The sequence below is a fragment of the Aeromicrobium sp. UC242_57 genome, assembly GCF_044452305.1.
In the GTDB taxonomy this organism is placed as follows: domain Bacteria; phylum Actinomycetota; class Actinomycetes; order Propionibacteriales; family Nocardioidaceae; genus Aeromicrobium.
The window spans coordinates 504547-525835 of the sequence record NZ_JBIOAM010000005.1 but is presented as its reverse complement, the minus strand read 5'-3'; the positions used below and the strand labels follow the sequence as shown (position 1 = coordinate 525835).

The window sequence follows — 21289 nt, the reverse complement described above, 5'->3', positions numbered from 1 at the left end:
GTCGGCCGCCGTGCAGCGAGATTGAGACCTCGTAGTGTGGGGCACGTGAGCAGACTCAGCTTCGTCGTCGGTGGGTCCGAAGGGATCGGGTCGGCTGTCGCGCAGCGCCTCGCGAGCCGGGGCGACGACGTCGTGGTGATGTCACGCTCGGAGAAGAAGCTGGCCGCAGCCTCGAAGCGACTCGACGAGCTGCGACAGAAGCCTGGTCAGACGCTCGTGTCGCGCAGCATCGACATCACCGACGCAGGTGAGACGACGCGGACGATCGACGGCTTGGTGGCGGTCCACGGCACGCCGGATGTCGTCGTGAACACCGCTGGCTATGCGCGTCCGGGCTGGCTGGGCGAGATCCCGCCCGAGGACGTCCGAGGCATGGTCGAGGTCAACCTTCTCGGCACGATCAATCTGGCCCGAGCCGTGGCCCCACATCTGCAGGCTGCCAGGGGCGGGACGATCGTCACGACCTCGTCACGACCTCGTCGCTGGCCGGACTGGCGGGAGTGTTCGGTTACACCGTCTACAGCGCGACGAAGTTCGGGGTGATCGGCTTCTCCGAAGCGCTGCGACGGGAGGTCGAGCCGTACGGGGTGCGGGTGCTGGTCCTTTGCCCGCCGAACACCCTCACACCGGGCTTTGCGACCGAGAATCTCTACAAGCCCGCCGAGGTCCTCGCTGCGGAGGAGAAGGCCAGCACGATGACCGCCGACGAGGTCGCCGATGATCTGCTGCGCGCGTTGCGACGACGCCGGGGCTTCCTCGTCGTGCCGGGTCGCGGCAACCGGTTCGCAGCATTCGCGATCAGGCATCTGCCGCGAGGTGTCGACCGCGAGCCCCGACGCCCCGATCCCGCGCGGTGAGCTGACCATCAGAGCAACCACAGGAGAGCCGCATGACGAACCGTCCGGCGCCGTGGCGACCATCGCGACACGATCTACGTCAACGGCCAGATCCTGACGATGGACGGCGGTGTCCCGAGCTACCGCCGAAGCCGTCGTGGCGCAGCAGGGGCTGATCGCATTCGTCGGCGATCGAGCAGAAGCGCATCGACGGTTCCCTGACGCCGAGGTGCGTGATCTCGACGGACGTGCTCTGCTGCCGGGGTTTGTCGACGCCCACAGCCACCTGGTTGCCGGCTTCGACCTGGTCGACCAGGTCAACGTCGCCGCCCCGCCAGTAGGCACGGTCCGATCCATCGCCGACGTCCTCGACGCACTGGAGGAGTTTCGGGTCGACCGTCGTGTTCCCGCAGGCGGCTGGATCGTCGGTTGGGGCTATGACCAGGACGAGCTGGCCGAACGGCGTCACATCACCGCAGCCGATCTCGACGAGCGGTTTCCGGACCACAAGATCGTGCTGGTCCTGGCTTCCAAGCACGGTGCGGTGCTCGGATCGGCGGCATTGGCGGCGGTAGGCGTCGACGCGTCGACTCCGACGCCTGTCGGTGGGGTCATCGCCCGAGTTGGCGACACGAATCAGCCAGCCGGGTTGTTGATGGAAACGGCCTTCTTGCACTTCGTGGCTGAAGCCGTGCCGCGCCCGAGTGTGGAGGAACGGCTCGGGATGCTCGACGCGGTGCAGCAGCTGTATGCCTCGCAGGGCTACACCCATGCTCAGGACGGCTTCACGACCGGCGAAGATCTCGACTTCTTCGTTCGGGCGGCCTCGGAGGGTCGGCTCTACCTCGATGTGGTCGCGCTCGGCTCCTTCCTGGAGGCCGGCACGTGGATCGCAGATCCTGCCTACCCGACCGACGACTACCAGGACGGATTCCGGGTCGCCGGGGTGAAGGTTATCCACGACGGGTCGCCGCAGGGCAAGACGGCCTATGTCACCGAGCCCTATCTGACCGGTGGGCCGTCGGGTCAGGTCGACTGGGTGGGAGAGCCGACGTTCCCGTACGACGTCCTCGCAGCCGCGGTACAGCAGGCCTTCGACTCCGGGGTGCAGGTCTTCACGCACACCAATGGCGATGCGGCGATCGACGATCTCATCCGCGCGGTGCGGGCGATGGGGACCGCCGCATCGGATGATCGCCGTCCGGTAGCGATCCATTCACAGTTCCAGCGTCCCGATCATCTCGACGACTACGTCGGCTTGGCATCCTCCCGAGCTATTTCACCAACCACGTCTTCTTCTGGGGTGATGTGCATGCCGCCAACATCGGCCTTGGCAAGGCGGCATTCATCAGTCCGATGCGGTCGGCGATCGACAGGGGCTCATGGTGTCGAACCACACCGATTTCTCGGTCACGCCGCTCGACCCGTTCCTGCTCCTGTGGACGTCGATGGCGCGGACGACGCGCAGTGGCGTCACCCTCGGCGACGATCAGCGCGTGGATGCCTACGCGGCATTGCGCGCGTTGACCGTGGGACCGGCGCACCAGGTGTTCGAGGAGCAGCGCAAGGGGCGGATCGCCGTGGGTCTGCTGGCCGATCTGGTCGTGCTGTCGGCCGATCCGCTGAAAGTGTCTCTCGAAGCCGTGCGAGACATCCACGTGCTGGAGACGATCAAGGAGGGCGTCACGGTGTTCCGCAGAATCGTCGGCAAGAGCAACTAGTTACGTACTTCCCGAACGTGGGAGATATCATATATGGTTCGTCCTACCGGCGCTGCGGAGCGCCCCCGAGGAAGAGGATCAACGTGACCCGTCTCTCACCCGCGCTGGCAGCCATGATCATCGGCAGCAGCACAGCGCTCGTCCTTGGAACGGTGGCCGCCCAAGCGGCCCCTCCCACCGACCCGGCAAGCCCGGCCGAGTTCTCCAGGATCAACGTCGACACCAAGGTGGTCGGCGCCGCCTTCAGCGTCGCCGGCGACGTCTTCGGCTCTGGCAAGCAAGATCTGGTGGTGACGGGCTACGGTGCCTTCCTCGGCACGCCGCCGGCCGTGTCGCCGCCAGATGGCGGAACGGTGCAGATTTATCGCCCCGGCGCCGACCTCAAGCGCTGGACCAAGGTGCCGGTCGTGACAGAGAGCGACAACATCACGGTCCCGAACCAGCCCACGCTCGCCGATGTCAACGGTGACGGCAAGACCGACATCATCGTTCCCGCCGGCTACTTCTTCGACACGTACAAGCCCATCCCCAGCTGGGAGCCCGAAGACCCGCGGTTCGCTCACCTGGTGGGAGAACAAGGGCGAAGGCAATGCCTTCGTGCGTCACGACGTCGTGACCGGCAGCCCGTTCTCGTATCACGGAGTCCAGTTCGCCGACCTCGATGGCGACGGAGTCAAGGACTTGATCACGACCGGCGAGCAGGGACACGCGCCGCGCGACAAGGCCGACGACATTGTCGAGCTCCACTACTTCAAGGGCCGGATCACCCCCATCACGGGCGAGCGTACCTTCGATCCTGCTGTCACGTTGGCCACCAACGGTGGCAGCCTGCCGGTCGTCTTCGACGTCGACAAGGACGGCAAGCTCGCACATCGTCTCGGCGCAGTACTTCGGCGACGGTCAGCCGTCCTACCTGTGGCTCAAGCAGAAGGGCAGCCCGACCGACGGCGCCCTGACGTCGGCCAACTTCGAGATGCGTGCGATCTCGTCGGAGCAGGGCCCGGGCTTCCAGATCAAGCTCGTGCCGAACTTCCGTGGTGACGGCGTCGACCGCTGGGTCGGCACCAATCACCTGTCGCACCCTGAGACGACCCCTCCAGGCGGCGTCTTCGAGCTCACCCCGACCTCGAACCTGACCCAGCCGTGGACCGCCAAGACCATCGCCGGACCGTTCAGCCCGCGGGCCGCGAACGGTCAAGCGGCCCCCGGCGTCTTCGGCAGCGGTGACCTCGACGGTGACGGCGACATCGACCTGACGCTGTCAGGTGACGGCGATCGTCGTCTGTTCTGGATCGAGCAGACCGGCACTGGCGCATTCAAGACCCACGTGCTCGAGGACTATGACTCCACGACTACTTCCGCGCCCGGCATGGGTCAGTCGGGCGGCGCTGTCGTCGCCGACTTCGACGGCAACGGCACCAACGAGATGGCATTCGGCTCGTTCGACCAGAACACTGTGGCGATCTACGCACGTCATGGCGGCGGCGCCGCGGCCACCGGCACGCTGAAGGTCTCGGGATCCAGCACGGCAGCGATCGGTGCAAAGACCACGCTCGCGGTCGATCTCACGGGTGTCACCGGAACGACCGCACGCTCGGCGCAGGTCACGTTCAAGACCGCCCGTACGGGCGCGGTCAAGAACGTCGGCAATGTCAGCCTGGTGCCGACCTCGACAGCGGGTCGCTTCGCGGGCTCGATCAAGGTCAGCTCGACTGAGTCCGGCACCTACACGGTGACGTCAGGTGCCGCCAAGGCGTCGACCGTCATCACGACCCGCAGTGCGATCAAGGACTTCTCGACCTCGACCAAGAAGCTCAAGAAGAAGCAGGCGATCAAGAGCACCGTCACGGTCAGCCCGGGCTTCAGCCGCAAGGTCCAGCCGAGAAGTGGACGTGCTCGACGTCCTCGCCGAAGTGCTCCTGGAGGACCGTCTCGACCTACCGGATCAACTCCAAGAACCGTGCGACGGTCACGATCAAGGCACCGAAGGGCAAAACGTTCTGGCGCGTCTCGGCTCCCGCGACGAAGGCCGGATCGGCCGCCGTCACGAAGAGCCGCACCATCAAGCGGTAAGCTTCCGGCTGATCGCGACCCGACCACCCAATGAGACGCAGGTCTCACTGGGTGGTCGGGTCGTGTGACGAGCAGATAACGTTCGCCGAATGAGCATCATCGGAGTGGTTTCGGAGTCGGTTGCGGGTGAGACGCGGGTTGCTGCCACCCCCGCGACGGTCGCCCAGCTGATCGGCCTTGGCTATCAGGTGTCGGTCGAGTCGGGTGCAGGCGTGAAGTCGTCCTTCACGGACGAGGCGTACACCGCTGCCGGCGCAACGATCGGCAGCACGGCTGACGTGTGGCGCAGCGACATCGTGTTCAAGGTCAACGCGCCGAGCACCGACGAGATCGGCCAGCTTGCCGACGGCGCCACCCTGATCAGCCTGATCAGCCCTGCCTTGAACCCCGAGCTCGTCGAGCAGCTCTCGACCCGACCCATCACGGTGCTGGCGATGGACGCGGTGCCCCGCATCTCGCGCGCGCAGTCGATGGACGTGCTCAGCTCGATGGCCAACATCGCCGGCTACCGCGCCGTCGTCGAGGCCGCCAACGTCTTCGGCCGCTTCTTCACCGGTCAGATCACCGCCGCCGGCAAGGTTCCGCCGGCCAAGGTGCTCGTCGCGGGTGTCGGCGTCGCCGGCCTGGCCGCGATCGGCACGGCCAACAGCCTCGGCGCGATCGTCCGCGCCACCGACCCGCGGGCCGAGGTCGCCGACCAGGTCAAGTCGCTGGGCGGTGAGTACCTCGAGGTCGAGGTCGAGACCGAGCAGTCGACCGACGGCTACGCCAAGGCGACGTCCGAGGCCTATGACGCCCGTGCGGCGGAGATCTACTCCGAGCAGGCCGCCGACGTCGACATCATCATCACGACGGCCCTGATCCCGGGCCGCGCCGCTCCGATCCTCATCACCGCCGACGACGTCGCGTCGATGAAGTCGGGCAGCGTCATCGTCGACATGGCCGCGGCCAACGGCGGCAACGTCGTCGGCTCGAAGCCCGGCGAAGCCGTCGTCACGGCCAATGGCGTCACGATCCTGGGCTACACCGACCTCGCGGGTCGTCTGCCCACGCAGGCCTCCCAGCTGTACGGCACCAACCTGGTCAACCTGATGAAGCTTGCTGACCCGGCCAAGGACGGCCAGCTGGTCCTCGACTTCGAGGACGTCGTGCAGCGCACCATCACGGTGGTGCGTGCCGGTGAGACGACGTGGCCGCCCCCGCCAGTACAGGTGTCCGCCGCTCCGGCTGCCGCCCCCGTCGCGGCCGTCGAGCCCAAGCCCGCCAAGCAGCCCATGACGCAGAGCAAGAAGTTGACCCTGGTCGGCATCGGCATCCTCGCGCTGTTCCTGGTCAATGCGTATGCTCCCGCACCGCTGCCGCAGCACTTCACGGTGCTGACGCTCGCGATCGTGATCGGCTACTACGTCATCGGCAAGGTGCACCACGCGCTGCACACGCCACTGATGTCGGTGACCAACGCGATCAGCGGCATCATCGTGGTCGGCGCGATGCTGCAGATCGGAGTCGACGGCACCGAGAACGACACCGTCATCCGGGTGCTGGCGTTCATCGCGATCCTGCTGGCCAGTATCAACGTCTTCGGCGGATTCGCCGTGACCCGTCGCATGCTCAGCATGTTCTCGAAGTAGGGGCTGATCATGGATTCACTGAGTATCTCCACCGCGGCGTACATCGTCGCCTCCCTGCTGTTCATCCTGTCGCTGGCCGGGCTGTCCAAGCACGAGTCGGCCTCGCAGGGCGTCCTGTTCGGCATCGCCGGCATGACGATCGCGCTGGTCGCCACCTTCATCGTCATCGCCGACCTCGCAGACGGCACGGCCGTCGTCCTGCTGCTCGTCGCGGTCGCGATCGGTGCAGCAATCGGTCTGTGGCGGGCGCGCGTCGTCGAGATGACCGGCATGCCCGAGCTGATCGCGCTGCTGCACTCGTTCGTCGGTCTGGCCGCCGTGCTGGTCGGCTGGAACGGCTACCTCGAGCACGGCACGTTCACCTTGCAGTCGCTCGAAGACATCCACAATGCCGAGGTCTTCATCGGCGTGTTCATCGGCGCGGTGACGTTCACCGGCTCGATCGTGGCGTACCTGAAGCTGTCGGCGAAGATCAAGTCCAACCCGCTGATGCTGCCGGGCAAGAACTACATCAACCTCGGTGCCCTCGGCCTCTTCCTGGTCCTGACGATCTGGTTCGTCATCAGCCCCGCCCTGTGGCTGCTCATCGCGGTGACGGTCGTGGCGCTCGCGCTCGGCTGGCACCTCGTGGCCTCGATCGGCGGCGGCGACATGCCGGTCGTCGTCTCGATGCTCAACTCGTACTCCGGTTGGGCCGCTGCGGCTTCGGGCTTCCTGCTCAACAACGACGCGCTCATCGTGACCGGTGCGCTCGTCGGCTCGTCGGGTGCGTACCTGTCGTACATCATGTGCCAGGCCATGAACCGCTCGTTCATCTCGGTCATCGCTGGCGGGTTCGGCATCGAGGCCGGCCCGGCCGACGACAAGGACTACGGCGAGCACCGCGAGATCAACGCCGCCGACACCGCCGAGCTTGCTCAAGAACGCGTCCAGCGTCATCATTACGCCGGGCTATGGCATGGCCGTCGCGCAGGCGCAGTACCCCGTCGCCGAGCTGGTCTCCAGAGCCGCGAACGTGGCGTCGACGTCAAGTTCGGCATCCACCCCGTCGCCGGCCGCCTGCCCGGACACATGAACGTGCTCCTGGCCGAGGCGAAGGTCCCGTACGACATCGTGCTCGAGATGGACGAGATCAACGACGACTTCAAGGACACTTCAGTCGTCCTGGTCATCGGAGCCAACGACACGGTCAACCCGGCCGCGACGGAAGACCCGACCAGCCCGATCGCCGGCATGCCGGTGCTCACGGTCTGGGAAGCAGCCGATGTCGTGGTGTTCAAGCGGTCGATGGCCACGGGCTACGCCGGCGTCCAGAACCCGTTGTTCTTCCGCGAGAACTCGCAGATGCTGTTCGGCGACGCCAAGGATCGCGTCGACGACATCCTCAAGGCGCTGTAACCACGTGACGCCGTCGCCGGTCGATCGTTACTGACAGCAGTAGGGATCGACCGACGACGGAGGACGCCGTGGACAAGCCCGAGTACGACCGACCTGAGGACGACGAGAGCAAGGGCAGCCGGGCGCTGATCTTCCTCGTGCTCGCAGCCGTCGTGATCGGGACCTTCTACTTCGGCTACTTCCGTTGAGCCGCCGAAGATGTCGGCGGTTTTATGCCGATGGCAGTCAGTCTTCGACGTAAAACCGCCGACATCTCGGATGGGGCGGAGCTGAGTCGACGACGCCGTACAACCGGTCGCCGGCGTCGCCGAGACCCGGGACGATGTAGCCCGCTCGTTCAGCTTCTCCGTCGAGTCCGGCCGTCACGAGGGTCACCGGGACGTCGACCTCAGCGAGGTCGCGCTCGAGACGGGCGACGCCTTCGGGCGCGGCGAGGATCGTGATCGCGGTGATGTTGTCGGCGCCGCGCTTGATCAGGAAGTCGAGCGCCGCAGCGAGCGAGCCGCCGGTCGCGAGCATCGGGTCGAGCACGTAGCACTGGCGACCGGTCAGGTCGTCGGGCAGGCGTTCGGCGTAGGTGACGACCTCGAAGGTCTCGTCATTGCGGACCATGCCGAGGAAGCCGACCTCGGCAGTCGGCAGCAGCCGCTGCATCCCTTCGAGCATGCCGAGCCCGGCGCGCAGGATCGGGACGACCAGGGGGCGAGGCTCGGTCAGCCGGACGCCGGTGGCGATCGCGACCGGGGTCTTGACGTCGACGGGCTCGACCCGGACGCCGCGCGTCGCCTCGTACGTCAGGAGCGTCACGGCTCGTCGACAAGACGCCGGAACGTGGGGGAGTCGGTGGTCTCATCGCGCAGAACGGTCAGCTTGTGCGAGATGAGCGGGTGGTTGGCGACGTGTACCTGCATGTCATGAGACTAGTCGCCAGACACAGTGAGATCGTTGTCTGGTGACGAATGACGAGTGGATGGTCGAGGCGCTCGACCTGGCGAGGGCTGCTGTCGCGGACGGCGACGTGCCGGTCGGCGCACTCGTGATCGATCCCGATGGCGTGGTCATCGGCCGCGGACGTAACACCCGTGAGCGCGACGGCGATCCGACGGGGCACGCCGAGATCGTGGCGATCCGTGAGGCGGCAACGGCCCGCGGGGAGTGGCGACTACGAAGGTTGCACCCTCGTCGTGACCCTCGAACCGTGCACGATGTGCGCCGGCGCGATCGTCTCGTCGCGGCTGGCCAGGCTGGTGTTCGGGGCGTTCGACGACAAGGCCGGCGCGGTCGGCTCGTTGTGGGACGTCGTCCCGCGACCGCCGGCTCAACCACCGTCCCGAGGTCGTCAGCGGCGTCCGCGCGGCCGAGTCGACGGCTCTCCTGCAGGAGTTCTTCGCCGCCCACCGCTGATCCCCCACCCGGTGTCGGTTTCCCACGAGGCCTGGGGTCCTTGGCGCGCACCTAGGGTCACAGCGCGAGGTGCGTGCCAGGAACGCTCGGGGAGTGGCGCCGTCGGAGCCAGTGCGGGAAGACCTCGGACGTCGACGGCGTTGACCCAGGCATGAGGCTCTCGCTCCTGGACCGGTCACGGACCCGCGCGAATCGTCCTGAGGCCGAGGGCCTGACCGGGTCGATCGCCCGCGCGGTGCACGCCGAACAGCCGGCTACGACCGGTTCTGGGTGGCAGAGCACCACGCCGTCCCCGGCATCGCGAGCGGCTCCCCGGCGGTGCTGCTGGCCGCGATCGGGGCGCACACCAAGAGCATCCGGCTCGGTTCCGGTGGAGTCATGCTGCCGAACCACCAGCCCCTGGTCGTCGCCGAGCAGTTCTTGATGCTGGAGGGCTTGTACCCGGGCCGCGTCGACCTCGGCATCGGCCGGTCACTGGGATTCACCTCGGCCGTCCGCCAAGCGCTGCGCCACGACCGCGAAAGTCTCGACCTTCGAGGAGGACCTCCACGAGCTGGCCGAGCTGCTCGCCGCGTCCCGGCCGGTCACCGCGCGACCTCAGGCGCCCCGCCCGGTGCCGATGTCGCTGCTCGCCACCGGGCAGGGACTAGCCATTGCCGCTCGTCATGGGCTGCCGGTCGTCGTCGGTGGCCCTGTCCTCGACAGTCCCGAGATCGCCGAAGCGCTCGACACCTATCGCCGCGACTTCCGTCCCAGCAAGCAGGCCGCCGATCCCCATGTGACGGTCTCGCTCGACGTCACGGTCGCCGAAGACGATGCGACGGCCCGTGAGCTGGCGCTGCCAGAGGCTTGGGCCATGGCCCGGTCACGACAGATCGGCGAGTTCCCACCGCTGGAATCGGTCGATGCCATCCGGGCGCAGCCGTGGTCGGCGCAGGTGGCCAAGCGGGTCGAGAGCTCGCTCGCGAGCGCCGTCGCAGGATCTCCGCACACCGTCGCGTCGATGCTCGAGGAGGCTGACCGCCCGCACTGGTGCCGACGAGCTGATGGCGTCGACCTCGACATACGACCGCGACGGGCTCGTTCGAGTCCGACCGTCTGCTGCGCGACCTCTTATCGTAAAGCCATGATCGATGAAGTCGTGATGCCGGAGTCGGTCGGCGGCCCGGGTTGGCGGCTGTTCGAGGAGTACGCCGCAGTCCGCAACGCCGTCGAGGCACACACGCTGGGCACGGCTCTGATGTCGCCGGGGGCGGCCGAGCTCCTGTCGGAGTACCAGAGCAATCCGCACCGCATGCGCCGTCACTTCATCGCACGTGACGGCGCGGAAGTTCTCGGTCGCGGCATGGTCGTGTGGCGCCCCCACACACCGGAGACGGGCGCTTACCTGATGGTCGATGTCCTGCCCGGGAGCCGCGGCAAGGGGCTCGGCACGGCGCTCGCCGAGGTCGTCGAGCAGGTCGCCGTCGAGGTGGGGGCACCGGTTTTGAAGGCAGCGCTGCCTCATGCTGCCAGCCCAGGTGCCGAGCGCCTTGCCCCGCCCACGGGATTCGGTGATGTGTCGGCGAATGACCCGGGTGTGCGGTTCCTGCATGCTCGTGGATTTGCGCTGGAACAGGTGACTCGGATCAGCCTGCTCGAAGTCGCTGGTCTGACTCAGAGATTGGACCTCCTGGAGGCGTCCGCAGCAGCGACAGCGGGCGCCGACTACCGCCTCATCTCGTGGACCGGCCCCACGCCAGAGACCTGGGTAGACGATCTGGCCGAGCTCCGCTCGCGCATGAGCACCGACGCCCCGAGCGGCGGGATGGTCATGGTCGCCGATCCGTGGGGCGCCGCACGCGTCCGTGAGCACGATGAGCGCATGGCAGGCAGCGGACGGCAGGTCATCACGGCCGCCGCAGAGCACACGCCGTCCGGGAGGCTCGCCGGCTACTCCGAGATCGTGGTGTCTGACGAGAGGCCCGTCGCGGTGCAGGAAGACACGCTCGTCCTGCGCGAGCACCGGGGTCACCGGCTCGGCATGCTGCTCAAGCTCGCCGCTGCCGAGCGACTCCGGCAGGCACGCCCCAGCGTGGAGGCGATCGTGACCTGGAACGCGGAGGAGAACCGGCCGATGCTCGACGTCAACGAGGCCATGGGGTTTCGAGCGCTCGGCCAAGAGGGTGCCTGGCAGCGGCGAGTCTGACCGGACGTGACCCCGAACCACTAGGATTCGCAGCGGAAAGGTCACTCCCTGATGCCAGCCGATTCCTCCCGAGAGCCGAGCGCCAGCGCGTTTGCCGCCGTGCTCCGTCGTCAGCGGGAGTCCGCAGGTCTGACGCAGGCCGAGCTCGCCGCGCGCGCTGGCATCGGCGTGCGGACCGTGAGCAATCTCGAGCGGTCGATCAACGTGTCGCCGTATCCGAGCACCGTGCGGCTGCTGGCCGATGCGCTCGACCTGGCGCAGGACGCGCGTCGAGATCTCCTCGCAGCGTCCGGTCGACGTCCAGTCGCCGACAAGGACGGTACGCCGGTGACGGGAGGCTACTTGGGGGGCGAAGCCGTCGACTCGACTCATTGCCCGAGACGAGGAGTGTGGGGCCATCACGGCTGCCCTGAACGCTGCGGCTTCGGGGACGGCGGGGGTCATGCTCCTTCGCGGGGGAACCTGGAGTCGGCAAGACCCGACTTGCCCAGGAGGCCAGTCTCTACGCTGAGGATCGGGGCTTCCTGATCGCGAGCGGCCGTTGCTACGAGCAGCAGCGAGACACGCCGTTCGGCCCGTTGCTCGAGGCCTTCGGAGCACTTCACGAGGCTGCTCCGGCATCCGTACGGGGGAGCCTCGTCGAGCGTTGGCCCTCGTTGGTGACGCTCCTTCCCGATCAGTTCCCGTCGACGGAGCCACGGGTCTGGACGTCGCCTGATGCGGCGCAGCCTGCATCGAGCAGCCACTGGCCTCGTCCGGCAGCTGGCGGAGCATCGCCCGGTCGCGATCCTGCTCGATGATCTCCACTGGGCCGATACCGCGACCCTGGAGCTTGCTGACGCACCTGGCGCGACACACCCCGACCGATCGGGTTCTCCTGCTCGGGACGTACCGTGACGCCGAGGTCGGTCCGACGCATCTAGTGCGAAAAGCTCGCGCATTCGCTGCACCGGGAACGATCGATCCAAGCGCTCGGCGTCAGGCGTTTCGACCGAGACACGACCGCCCGCCTGATCACCCAGCGACTCGACGAGACTCAGGTGTCCGACGAGCTGAGCGATCTCGTCCATCGTCACTCCGAGGGCAATCCCTACTTCACCGTCGAGATCGTGACGGCGCTGATCGAGCGCGGAGATCTCGCACTGATCGACGGTCGATGGACCTGCCGAGGCTGGTCGACGTCGACGTTCCGGCGAGCGTGCGTGAGGCGATCGGCGAACGTGTCTCCCGCCTCTCCTCTGCGACGCGTGACGTCCTGGCGACGGCCAGCGTGCTGGGCACGGTGTTCGATCCGGAGGACGTGTCGATCATCGATGCTGAGGAAGACAGGCTGGAAGAGGCGCTCGACGAGGCGGTGGCTTCTGGGCTGCTCACCGTCGAAGAAGACCGGTACGCCTTCGAGCACAGCCTGACTCGGCAAGCGCTCTATGGAGGTCTTTCGCCGGTGCGCCGTCGGCGTCTGCATCGAGTGGTCGGGGAGCGCCTCGAACAGCGGCCGACTGCCGCGTCCAGGCGCCGTTCGGCGGAGATCGCGCGTCACCTGGAAGCCGGAGGCCTGCCGGATCGGGCGATCCCCTTCGTCCTGCTCGCCGGAGATGTGGCGGCCGGGGTCTACTCGCAGGCAGAGGCGGTGCGGCTCTACGGGCATGCGACGAGATTGGCTGAGGAGGTCGGTGACGAGGTCGCCGTCGCGACGGCTCTCGAGCGGCTCGGGCAGGTCGAGCTGATGATCGCCCGGTACGACGAAGCGGTCGACCACCTGATCGCGGCAGCCGATGGCTATCGGCGGATCAACGATCGTCAGGCGATGCTGCGAGTGGAGGGCCTGATCGCGGAGGGTCAACACCGACGTGGAGAGGGCGAGGCAGCCGCGGTCCGGCTGGACGAGGTCGTTGCGGAGCTGGAGGCAGGCGAGGGTACGGGAGGGCAGCCCTTGGGCGTCGCAGCGCTCGGCACGGGGTTGGCGCGGGTGCGGCTCTCCTTGGGGCAGCATGAGCTCTGCTTGGACGCGACCGAGCGTGCCGCGCGTCTGGCGCGGAAGGAGGGCTCGGTCGCAGTCGAGGCCGACGCCGATGCGGTCCGGGGCACGGCGCTGCTCTTCCTCGATCGGCCCGACGAGGCGGTCGACGTCCTCGAACGGGCCATCTCGCTCGCCGCCGGCGTTGATGCCCTCGCGATCGAGAGCGGTGCGACGCTGGCCTTGCAGTGGTCGGTCACGATGCGCGGCGAGCTCGACCGCGCGCGATCCTTGGGGGAGCGTGGCCTGGCCATCACCCGCCGCGCGGGCAACGCCGACGCTGAGTCACTCCATGCCGCGAACCTCGGTCTGACACTCTTCTACAGCGGCGACTGGGAGCAGGCGCAGAGCCACCTCGAGCGCAGTGTCGAGCTCGCCCGATCGGGATCGCCCACCCTCTTCTCCGGAATTCCGCCGGCCTATCTAGGGGTGCTACGGGCCGGTCAGGGCGACGTCGCCGGTGCCGTCGCATGCTATGACGACGCCGCGACGGCTCCTGACCTGCAGACCTTCGAGTTCGTGCAGCTACCTCGCGGCCCGCCGCGCCGAGCTCGATCTGTCTGACGCCAATCCGTCGGCTGCGCTCGCCCGTCTGGAGCCGTGGCTCGGCGAAGAAGCACCGACTCGCATCCATGACGTGATGTTGCTGTCGACGGCGGCCGAAGCGTGTCTTGCCCTCGGCGATGTCGACCGCGGTGAACATCTCGTGGACAGGGCACTGCGGCGGGCGGCCGCGACGCGGAACCAGATCGACGGGATCGACGCCCAGCGGGTGAAGGCGCGCTGCCACCTGCTCCGTGGACGCCGCAGCGAGGCTCGGGAGTGCTTGGACGAGGCGCTGTCGCGGGCCTCCGCTCTTCCGTACCCGAGTGGGCGAGCGCGGATCCAGCTCGCACTCGACGAGGTCTGAACCACCGAGTACCCACCGACTCCGTCCGCTCGCCACGCGACCTGCTCCCGCCCGTCCATAATCTCGTTGAACAGGCTGCTTGACCCGTGCGCCGCCGGGGCCCGCGTCGGCCTGAGCGAGGGGCTGCATCGTGAAGATCCGACCGAAGCTGCGATCCGCAGGAACCTGTCTGCTGGCCTCGGCCCTGGTGGTGACCCTGACCCAGATCACGACCCAGTCTCCGGCCAGCGCTGATGACCCGGTCACGGTCATCACCTCGCCACCGGTCGATGTGGGTGGCGGCACCCAGCCGCCACCGCTGACGGTCACCGTCGGCAATCCGGTCAACGGCAGCGCATCGGTGATCGTCGACAACCCCGGTGGCACCGCGCCGACGCCGAAGCAGTGCTTCACGATCGAGGTGACGAAGGAGACGGTCTGCACGGGCCTCTCGCACGACACGGTCTACCCCAACGGAACATTCTTCTCGCCCGAGGACGTCAAGATCACGAACGCCCCGACAGCTCCGGGGGGTCTGCCCGGCGACAAGATGGACTGGATCATCGACGAGGCCTACACGGTCCTCGCTGACGTGCACGGCGTCCTCAACGACGACCTCGTCAGGTCGTTCGCGCGTCCGGACGTTCGTGCCTACGTGGAGAAGCGGCTCAACGGCATCGTCAACAAGAAGCTGTACGGCAAGCCCATGACCGATCAGGAGAACGCGGCATTCGAGGCGCTGGAGGAGTACTACAAGACCAACCAGGTCAAGGCCGCCAACGCCGCGCTCGCCGAGTACAACCTGTGGACCAAGAATCCGTGTCTCTACCCCGTGCCGGTCCCGCCAGCGGGCAGCGGTCTGCCGGAGGTGCCGAACCCCGTGATCGGCACCATCAAGTGCAGTGCCGCAGCCAGGGTGCAGGCGGCGTACACGATCACCAACGGCACGCCGCCGTCCGAGACGTTCGAGAAGTGGGCGTCCTACCGCCATCCGAAGGCGCTGGTCCTCCACGCGAATGATGCCAAGGTCCGCTACATGGTCGGCAAGACCCGCGAAGCCGCGATCGCAGTCGGCGTCGTGGGGGGTGGCCGTGGTGGCAGGTATCGGCATCGGCATGGCTCTGGCCGTGTCGGCGACGGTGGTCTCGACAGCCTTGGCTGCCGTGGCTTATGCCGACGTGTCCGCCCTGGCCTTCGGCGCCACGGCCGCTGCGGCCGGCCCGTTGATCATCGTCGCGGCCGCCCTCATCGTCCTGGCGGTCGCGATCTGGCAGGTTGCCGAAGACGCCAAACCAGGCGAGGAGGTCACCGACCGGGCTGCGCAGGCTGCGGCCAACACCGATCCGCTCGGCGTGCGGGGGCGGATCGCCGACTACGCAGGCCTCGACATCGAGCACTCGGTGGACCCGGCGGGGCAGGAACCCGCCATCGTCCACACGACCGCCTTCAAGGGCGGGCTCGAGGCGCTGGTCGCCGAATGGATGATGTTCGACGAGGGAGGCGACCCGATCCTCGACCCGGTGGCCGGTTACACCGTGACCGAGTCGAAGCCGGACGACCTGCACTTCGCGGACGAGGGCACCTCGCTGCCGCGTGTCGACGTCAAGGCACCGTCGGGCGCGCTGAACCGCGACGCCAAGGCGGTCTCCGACTACCGGGTGCTGTTCAGCCGGGGTTGGCTCATGGTCTCGGAGCGACGCAGCGACACCGGTGCCTGGAGCGCCTACCGTCCGCAGCTCGCGCTCACCTATGTCGACCAGACCGGTGAGCTGGCCCAGATGTCGCTGATCCGCCACCAGGAAGGCGATGACCCCGCAGAGCTGCAGTTCTCCGTGACCCGCCCGACCCTCCCGGAGGTAGACCGGGTCACGTTCACCGACGAATGGACGTTCACCAAGACGGGCGGCGGTACCAGGACAGTCACCCTGCTGCCATTCGACCCGATCCTGCTGCCGGTCAACGTCGTGCCGAGCGTCCAAGGGATCTTGGTCGCAGACAATGTCGTGCGCCTCGACGACAACCTGTCCACGCCGGGCCAGAGCCTCACGGGCACCCACTCGTGGACGCTCGAACGGCTCGACGACAAGGGCGCGGTGGCGGAGACGATCTCCCTGCCGGACGGGCAGGTCGTCTCGAAGCGGCTTCTGCACCCCGGTCGCTACCGGGCCGAGGCGACGTTCACGACCACAACTCTTCCGTCGTTGACGAGGACTGGCACGGTGGAGTTCACGATGGACGAGCCGGCGCCGGAGGTCCTCAGTGCCAAGGTGCGCGACGACCGCGTCCTCGACGGCTCGTTGTTCCTCGATCTGCGGCTGCTCCAATCGACGCGGTCCGACACCTTCACGGTCGACGTCGACTGGGCTGATGACGCCCGTGGCAACAAGGTCGAGCAAGACGTACACGGTGCAGTGCGAGGACACCCAGAGCGCTATCGCGTCGTGCGACACGGGGCCGATGATCCTGCCCGACGATGCCCCGACCAACGGCAACTGGTCGGAGTCGCCGACGTTCCGCATCCCCGACGATCAGGACTTCCTGCCGGAGGTGACGGTCAAGATCACCAACAGCTACGGCCACGTGACGACCAAGACGTTCCCCATCGAGGGCGACCATCGACCGAAGTATGCGAGCCAGACGCCGTCTATCGTGATGCCGGCTGGCAAGTTCTCCCGCATCGACGTCGTGGAGGTGTTCCCGTCGCCCCTGCTGACCGAGAGCCAGAACCTGACGATCCTGCCGTACTACGACTCGATCATCGCCCAGCTGCCCGAGGGCGTCCGGCCCGACATCGAGAAGCGCGGCAGCCGCTGGTTCCTGCAGATCACCGGGACGCCTCAGGCCGATGCGATCGGTCCCTACGTGTTCTACTTCCCGTTCGAGCAGGAGCCGCAGGGCAAGGCGCTCCGACCGCCACCGGCACTCGCCTCGGTCGAGATCAAGGCGGCCGCCGAGCCGGGCTACCGCAGCGTCCTGCGCGGCACCCCGACGGAGTTCCTCGACCGGCAGTACCGCAACAAGTACCCCGACTACACCGTGCAGGTCGCGCAGGTGCTCGCCGAGGGGCAGAGCACGTTCGGGACGTTCTCGGGCACCGTGAAGTGCAAGCTCACGGCTGGTCCCACCGTCGTGTTCGACAAGATCTGCGCAGCCGACAAGCCGTTCCCGTGGCCGGCGGAGCGCATCAGCGACACCCTGGTGGCGTCGACGTATCTGCAGTCGTCGAGCCAGCCGGTCTCGGAGGACGGTGCCTATGGGGTCAACCTGTCGACCAAGTTCGTCGATCCGACGGTCAGGCGAGTGTCGGATTCGGGCCTCCTTGCCCGGTTTACGATGGCGTTGCGCGACCTCAACATCGTGCTGCCGCCGTTCAAGGCCAAGGGCTACACCGTGAAGTGCTCGCGCGACCGTGGGGCGTACGCGTCCTGCTTCGACAACGGGGCATTGTCTTTGCCTCGTGTGCCGGGGCGTCACACCCTCGACGTGCGCGTCACCGCTCCCGACGGGGTGAGCACGACGACCCGGCTGCCGTGGGTCGTCACCACACCGAAGGCGTCGTTCAAGGTCAAGGTGACCGACAAGCGCAAGAAGCGCGGCGCGAAGATTCGGGTCGTGGCGTCGAAGCTGCTGCCAGGTGAGGCGTACGTGGTGCGGATCAACGGTCGAAAAGTGGCCTCAGGCAAGGCCTCGCTCGGCGGCAAGATGAGCAAGCTGGTGAAGATCCCGCGCACGACGAAGGTCGGCAAGGTCAGCGTCACGGTGCGTGGGGCGACGGCCAGCCGGTCGGGGAAGGACACGCTGCGAGTGGTGCGGGAATAGATCCCCGCGCCATCTAGTTTAAACTTCAACAAGGCCTACAATCGGTACTTGCTTGAAGGAGACGAGATGACTGGCATGCAGTTCGGACTGTTCACGGTGGGCGACGTCACGACCGACCCCACGGACGGCACGACGCCGACCGAGCACGAGCGCATCAAGAACACGATCACGATCGCCAAGAAGGCAGAAGAGATCGGGCTCGACGTGTTCGCGACCGGCGAGCACCACAACCCGCCGTTCGTCCCGTCCTCGCCGACCACGACGTTGGCGTACATCGCTGCGCAGACCGAGAAGCTCATCCTGTCGACGTCGACGACGCTGATCACGACCAACGACCCGGTCAAGATCGCCGAAGACTATGCGACGCTCCAGCACCTGTCGGACGGCCGCATGGACCTCATGCTCGGCCGCGGCAACACCGCGCCGGTCTACCCGTGGTTCGGCTACGACGGCTCCAAGGCAGTCGAGCTGACCGTCGAGCACTATCACCTGCTGCGCAAGCTCTGGGATGAAGACGTCGTCAACTGGGAGGGCAAGTTCCGTTCGCCGTTGCAGGGATTCACCGCGACACCGCGTCCGCTCGACGGTGTTGCCCCGTTCGTCTGGCACGGCTCGATCCGCACGCCTGAGGTCGCCGAGCTGGCGGCGTACTACGGCGACGGCTACTTCGCGAACAACATCTTCTGGCCCAAGGAGCACTACATCCGGCTGATCGACTTCTACCGGCAGCGTTACGCCCACTACGGCCACGGCGATCCGGAGCAGGCGATCGTCGGTCTCGGCGGACAGTTCTACATCCGCAAGAACAGCCAGGACGCCGTCAACGAGTTCCGGCCCTACTTCGACAACGCCCCCCGTGTACGGTCACGGCCCGTCGTTGGAGGACTTCTCGTCGCAGACCCCTTTGACGGTCGGCAGCCCGCAGCACTTCGTCGAGAAGACGCTCGCGTTCGCGGACTACTTCGGCGACTACCAGCGTCAGCTGTTCCTCGTCGATCATGCGGGCCTGCCGCTCAAGCTCGTGCTGGAACAGCTTGACGAGCTGGGTGAGGTGTTGCCGACGCTGCGCGCTGAGTTCGCAGCCAGGCGACCCGAGAACGTCCCGGATGCACCGACCCACGCTGCCCGCGTGGCCGCCAAGCTCGCCGAGCCTGCCGTAGAGGAGGTGACCGCATGACGCGCATCATCGCCATCTCGTCGGGTCTCAGCGATCCGTCGAGCACCCCGGATGCTGACGGACCGGTTCGTCGCTTCGCTGCAGGAGCAGTCGGGCGATGTCTCGGTCGAGGTCGTGTCGTTGCGCGAGCTGGCCCATGACATCACTGATGCCATGCTCACCGGCTTCGCGGCGCCGCGCCTGCAGGACGTCATCGACAAGGTTGTCGCGGCCGATGGGCTGGTCGTGGTCACGCCGATCTTCAAGGCGTCGTTCCCGGGTCTGTTCAAGTCGTTCATCGACGTGCTCGACGCCGATGCGCTGATCGGCAAACCGGTGCTGCTCGCGGCGACGGGCGGCACGGCTCGCCACTCGTTGGCGATCGACCATTCCCTGCGACCGCTGTTCGCGTACCTGCAGGCGCTCGTGGTGCCGACGGGTGTCTTCGCGTCCTCGCACGACTGGGGAACCGAAGGGGCCAATGCGCTGAACGCGCGTATTGACCGTGCGTCCGGCGAGCGGTCAGCCTGCTCAAGGGCGCCGGCACGGGACGCGCGAAGGACGACGACTTCGACCTGTTCAGCGAGTCGTTCCTGGCAGCGTCCAACCCCGGCGGCTGAGCCTGTCGCAACTGACAGAGCTCTGCTCTCGTGCGGGGTTCAGGGTCGCCAGCGGTGGTTGGTCTGCCAGATGAGTGAGCCTGGTGCGCGGTACTCGATGCGGTCGGTGGCCCGGTTGAGTCTGATTGACCAGTCTTCCGAGTGAACGAGGCGGTGGTGGTGGGGGCAGATCAGCACCCCATCATCGAGCTTCGTGGTCGATCCCTTCGACCAGGGCGTTCGGTAGTGGTGCGCTTCTGATTGCTCGGGTGGCCGGTCGCATCCGGGGAAGGTGCAGCCGTGATCACGGGCTGCGAGTGCCTGCTTTTGGGCTTTGGTGAACAGTCTCTGTTCGTGCCCGTGGTCCAGTGGCAACGATTTGCCGCCGAAGACCTGTGGAATCAGACCCAGATTGCAGGCCATCAGGCGAGCTTGGGAGGCTGAGATGCGGGTGCCGGTCGACAACGTCGCCGCCTTCACACCATGCAGCAGGGTGTCGTAGTCGAGGCGGACCATCAGGGTCGCTCCGAGTCCGCTGCGACCTGGCAGCAGGTGCCCGGGAAGGCGGGAGCAGAGCTCGGCGAAGCCGACGCCCATCCGGGTTCGCCAGTCGAGCTCACGGTCATAGAACTCATGCCCCGACGTGTCAGTGTCTTTACCGGCACCTTCGGCAGTCTGGGTGTTGGTCTTGGCGCCGGGGTGGTCGCGGAGGTGGTCTCGTTTGGGGGCGCAGATCGCCTTGATCGCCGCGTCCAGCATCTCGGCTTGGGCATCAGGGAGTCTGAACCCACCCGAGGTGGTGCCGTCGCCGTTGGCGTTCATCCAGAACTCCGACCGCCGCCACGCCTTCTTCTCCTCGTCTTCGAGGTTCGTGTTCTCGTCTTGGTCGGCGTCAGGTTCGGGTTTGAACTGGTCAGTGATCCGCCTGGACCGTGAACGTAGATCTTTCAGGTTGTACTTGGGGGCGTCGTCGAGCAGCGCCTTTTCGCAGGCCTGCTTCTGCGCTGGTGTCACATCATCGGGCAGGTCGTTGACCGCGTCGGCGATGATCCCGGCCTGCTTGGCACCGATCTGACCGTCAGCCAACGCCTCTTCGGTGGTGGGTGTGGTCTCCAGGGCTTTGCCGCGGTGCACCATCGACTCGGCTTCACGCCGGTCACCACCAAACGCCGTCGCTAACAGAGCAGCCGTTGACGTCGCACCAGCCTCTTTCGCCAGACCCGAAGCCTCCAGCACCCGGGCCGCGGCGAGCTGGTGGGCCTTCAACCTGGCCTCAGCCCGCATCATCCGGGTTGCGAGCTCACGCACCAGACCGGCTTCAAGACCAGCCCACCCACCAACCGGCATCGTGTCGAGGGCGTTCTCGATCGCCATGACCCCACCCGACAACGGATCAGGAAACGAGACAAGAACAGCCGACACGAGGTGCACCTCCGAAAGTGGTTCACGTACCAGAATCACTGCGATTCCGGCTCACAAACCACTCTGCACGAAGGGTCAGACACTCCGATTTCGCCGATCGAAGTTGTCCACAGTGATGCTGCTCGGGCCCAGAACG

19 protein-coding genes and 5 pseudogenes are annotated in these 21289 nt (G+C 66.9%); 21 read left to right on the top strand and 3 right to left on the bottom strand.

The features are described from left to right. Positions 1–45: 45 nt before the first annotated feature. From ACHMWU_RS24745 to pntB, 9 genes and pseudogenes are all read left to right on the top strand, one after another. Positions 46–543, top strand: a complete 498-nt coding sequence (locus ACHMWU_RS24745) for an SDR family NAD(P)-dependent oxidoreductase (RefSeq protein WP_396048013.1) — start codon at positions 46–48, stop codon at positions 541–543. After that, positions 501–857, top strand: a complete 357-nt coding sequence (locus ACHMWU_RS24740) for an SDR family NAD(P)-dependent oxidoreductase (protein WP_396048011.1) — start codon at positions 501–503, stop codon at positions 855–857. Before ACHMWU_RS24745 ends, ACHMWU_RS24740 begins: the two co-directional genes overlap by 43 nt. Positions 858–966: 109 nt before the next feature. Further along, positions 967–2094 (top strand): annotated as a pseudogene (locus ACHMWU_RS24735) (amidohydrolase); the annotation flags it as partial. Between the two features lie 124 nt (positions 2095–2218). Continuing rightward, a complete protein-coding gene (locus ACHMWU_RS24730) occupies positions 2219–2557 on the top strand; it encodes an amidohydrolase family protein (RefSeq protein ID WP_396048009.1) in 339 nt (112 codons plus the stop codon). Between the two features lie 113 nt (positions 2558–2670). Further along, positions 2671–3057, top strand: a pseudogene (locus ACHMWU_RS24725) (FG-GAP repeat domain-containing protein); the annotation flags it as partial. Next, positions 3014–3184 (top strand): annotated as a pseudogene (locus tag ACHMWU_RS24720) (hypothetical protein); the annotation flags it as partial. The pseudogenes ACHMWU_RS24725 and ACHMWU_RS24720, both read left to right, overlap by 44 nt. 193 nt (positions 3185–3377) lie before the next feature. Continuing rightward, positions 3378–4664, top strand: coding sequence for an FG-GAP-like repeat-containing protein (locus tag ACHMWU_RS24715; protein ID WP_396048007.1), 1287 nt, complete (start codon positions 3378–3380; stop codon positions 4662–4664). Between the two features lie 55 nt (positions 4665–4719). Next, on the top strand, positions 4720–6261 hold the full coding sequence (locus ACHMWU_RS24710; protein ID WP_396048005.1) for a Re/Si-specific NAD(P)(+) transhydrogenase subunit alpha: 1542 nt from the start codon (positions 4720–4722) through the stop codon (positions 6259–6261). A 9-nt stretch (positions 6262–6270) separates the two neighbouring features. Continuing rightward, entirely contained in the window at positions 6271–7659 is a 1389-nt protein-coding gene (pntB, locus tag ACHMWU_RS24705) for a Re/Si-specific NAD(P)(+) transhydrogenase subunit beta (RefSeq protein ID WP_396048003.1), read from the top strand. Between the two features lie 225 nt (positions 7660–7884). Here pntB and upp read toward each other — a convergent pair. Beyond that, positions 7885–8570 (bottom strand): annotated as a pseudogene (gene upp / locus ACHMWU_RS24700) (uracil phosphoribosyltransferase). A gap of 59 nt (positions 8571–8629) precedes the next feature. Here upp and ACHMWU_RS24695 point away from each other — a divergent pair. After that, positions 8630–9063: pseudogene (locus tag ACHMWU_RS24695) on the top strand (nucleoside deaminase). Between the two features lie 57 nt (positions 9064–9120). Here ACHMWU_RS24695 and ACHMWU_RS24690 read toward each other — a convergent pair. After that, on the bottom strand, positions 9121–9456 hold the full coding sequence (locus ACHMWU_RS24690) for a hypothetical protein (protein ID WP_396049310.1): 336 nt from the start codon (positions 9454–9456) through the stop codon (positions 9121–9123). On the opposite strand from ACHMWU_RS24690, the gene ACHMWU_RS24685 reads away from it, so the two are divergent. The 11 genes from ACHMWU_RS24685 (at position 9361) to ACHMWU_RS24635 (ending at position 19897) form a co-directional block, all read left to right on the top strand. Beyond that, on the top strand, positions 9361–9894 hold the full coding sequence (locus ACHMWU_RS24685; RefSeq protein WP_396049208.1) for an LLM class flavin-dependent oxidoreductase: 534 nt from the start codon (positions 9361–9363) through the stop codon (positions 9892–9894). The genes ACHMWU_RS24690 and ACHMWU_RS24685 overlap by 96 nt on opposite strands. A gap of 25 nt (positions 9895–9919) precedes the next feature. Beyond that, positions 9920–11251 carry a GNAT family N-acetyltransferase gene (locus ACHMWU_RS24680; protein WP_396049207.1) on the top strand — a complete coding sequence of 444 codons (1332 nt, stop codon included), beginning with the start codon at positions 9920–9922 and terminating at the stop codon, positions 11249–11251. Between the two features lie 51 nt (positions 11252–11302). Beyond that, entirely contained in the window at positions 11303–11779 is a 477-nt protein-coding gene (locus tag ACHMWU_RS24675) for a helix-turn-helix domain-containing protein (protein ID WP_396048001.1), read from the top strand. After that, entirely contained in the window at positions 11668–12051 is a 384-nt protein-coding gene (locus ACHMWU_RS24670) for an AAA family ATPase (protein ID WP_396049206.1), read from the top strand. Before ACHMWU_RS24675 ends, ACHMWU_RS24670 begins: the two co-directional genes overlap by 112 nt. A gap of 356 nt (positions 12052–12407) precedes the next feature. Continuing rightward, on the top strand, positions 12408–13832 hold the full coding sequence (locus tag ACHMWU_RS24665; RefSeq protein WP_396047999.1) for a tetratricopeptide repeat protein: 1425 nt from the start codon (positions 12408–12410) through the stop codon (positions 13830–13832). Continuing rightward, positions 13744–14178, top strand: coding sequence for a hypothetical protein (locus tag ACHMWU_RS24660; RefSeq protein WP_396049309.1), 435 nt, complete (start codon positions 13744–13746; stop codon positions 14176–14178). The genes ACHMWU_RS24665 and ACHMWU_RS24660 overlap by 89 nt, the downstream gene beginning before the upstream one ends. Positions 14179–14308: 130 nt before the next feature. Further along, complete coding sequence (locus tag ACHMWU_RS24655) at positions 14309–15925, top strand: hypothetical protein (RefSeq protein WP_396047997.1); 1617 nt, start codon at positions 14309–14311, stop codon at positions 15923–15925. Between the two features lie 599 nt (positions 15926–16524). After that, entirely contained in the window at positions 16525–17976 is a 1452-nt protein-coding gene (locus ACHMWU_RS24650; RefSeq protein ID WP_396047995.1) for a hypothetical protein, read from the top strand. A gap of 66 nt (positions 17977–18042) precedes the next feature. Then, entirely contained in the window at positions 18043–19014 is a 972-nt protein-coding gene (locus ACHMWU_RS24645; RefSeq protein WP_396047993.1) for a CE1758 family FMN-dependent luciferase-like monooxygenase, read from the top strand. After that, a complete protein-coding gene (locus ACHMWU_RS24640) occupies positions 18998–19153 on the top strand; it encodes a hypothetical protein (RefSeq protein WP_396047991.1) in 156 nt (51 codons plus the stop codon). The genes ACHMWU_RS24645 and ACHMWU_RS24640 overlap by 17 nt, the downstream gene beginning before the upstream one ends. Before the next feature lie 51 nt (positions 19154–19204). Continuing rightward, positions 19205–19897, top strand: coding sequence for a CE1759 family FMN reductase (locus ACHMWU_RS24635; protein ID WP_396047989.1), 693 nt, complete (start codon positions 19205–19207; stop codon positions 19895–19897). Here ACHMWU_RS24635 and ACHMWU_RS24630 read toward each other — a convergent pair. Then, positions 19792–21153, bottom strand: coding sequence for a DUF222 domain-containing protein (locus ACHMWU_RS24630; RefSeq protein ID WP_396047987.1), 1362 nt, complete (start codon positions 21151–21153; stop codon positions 19792–19794). The two genes, ACHMWU_RS24635 and ACHMWU_RS24630, sit on opposite strands and share 106 nt — an antisense overlap. Positions 21154–21289 lie beyond the last annotated feature (136 nt).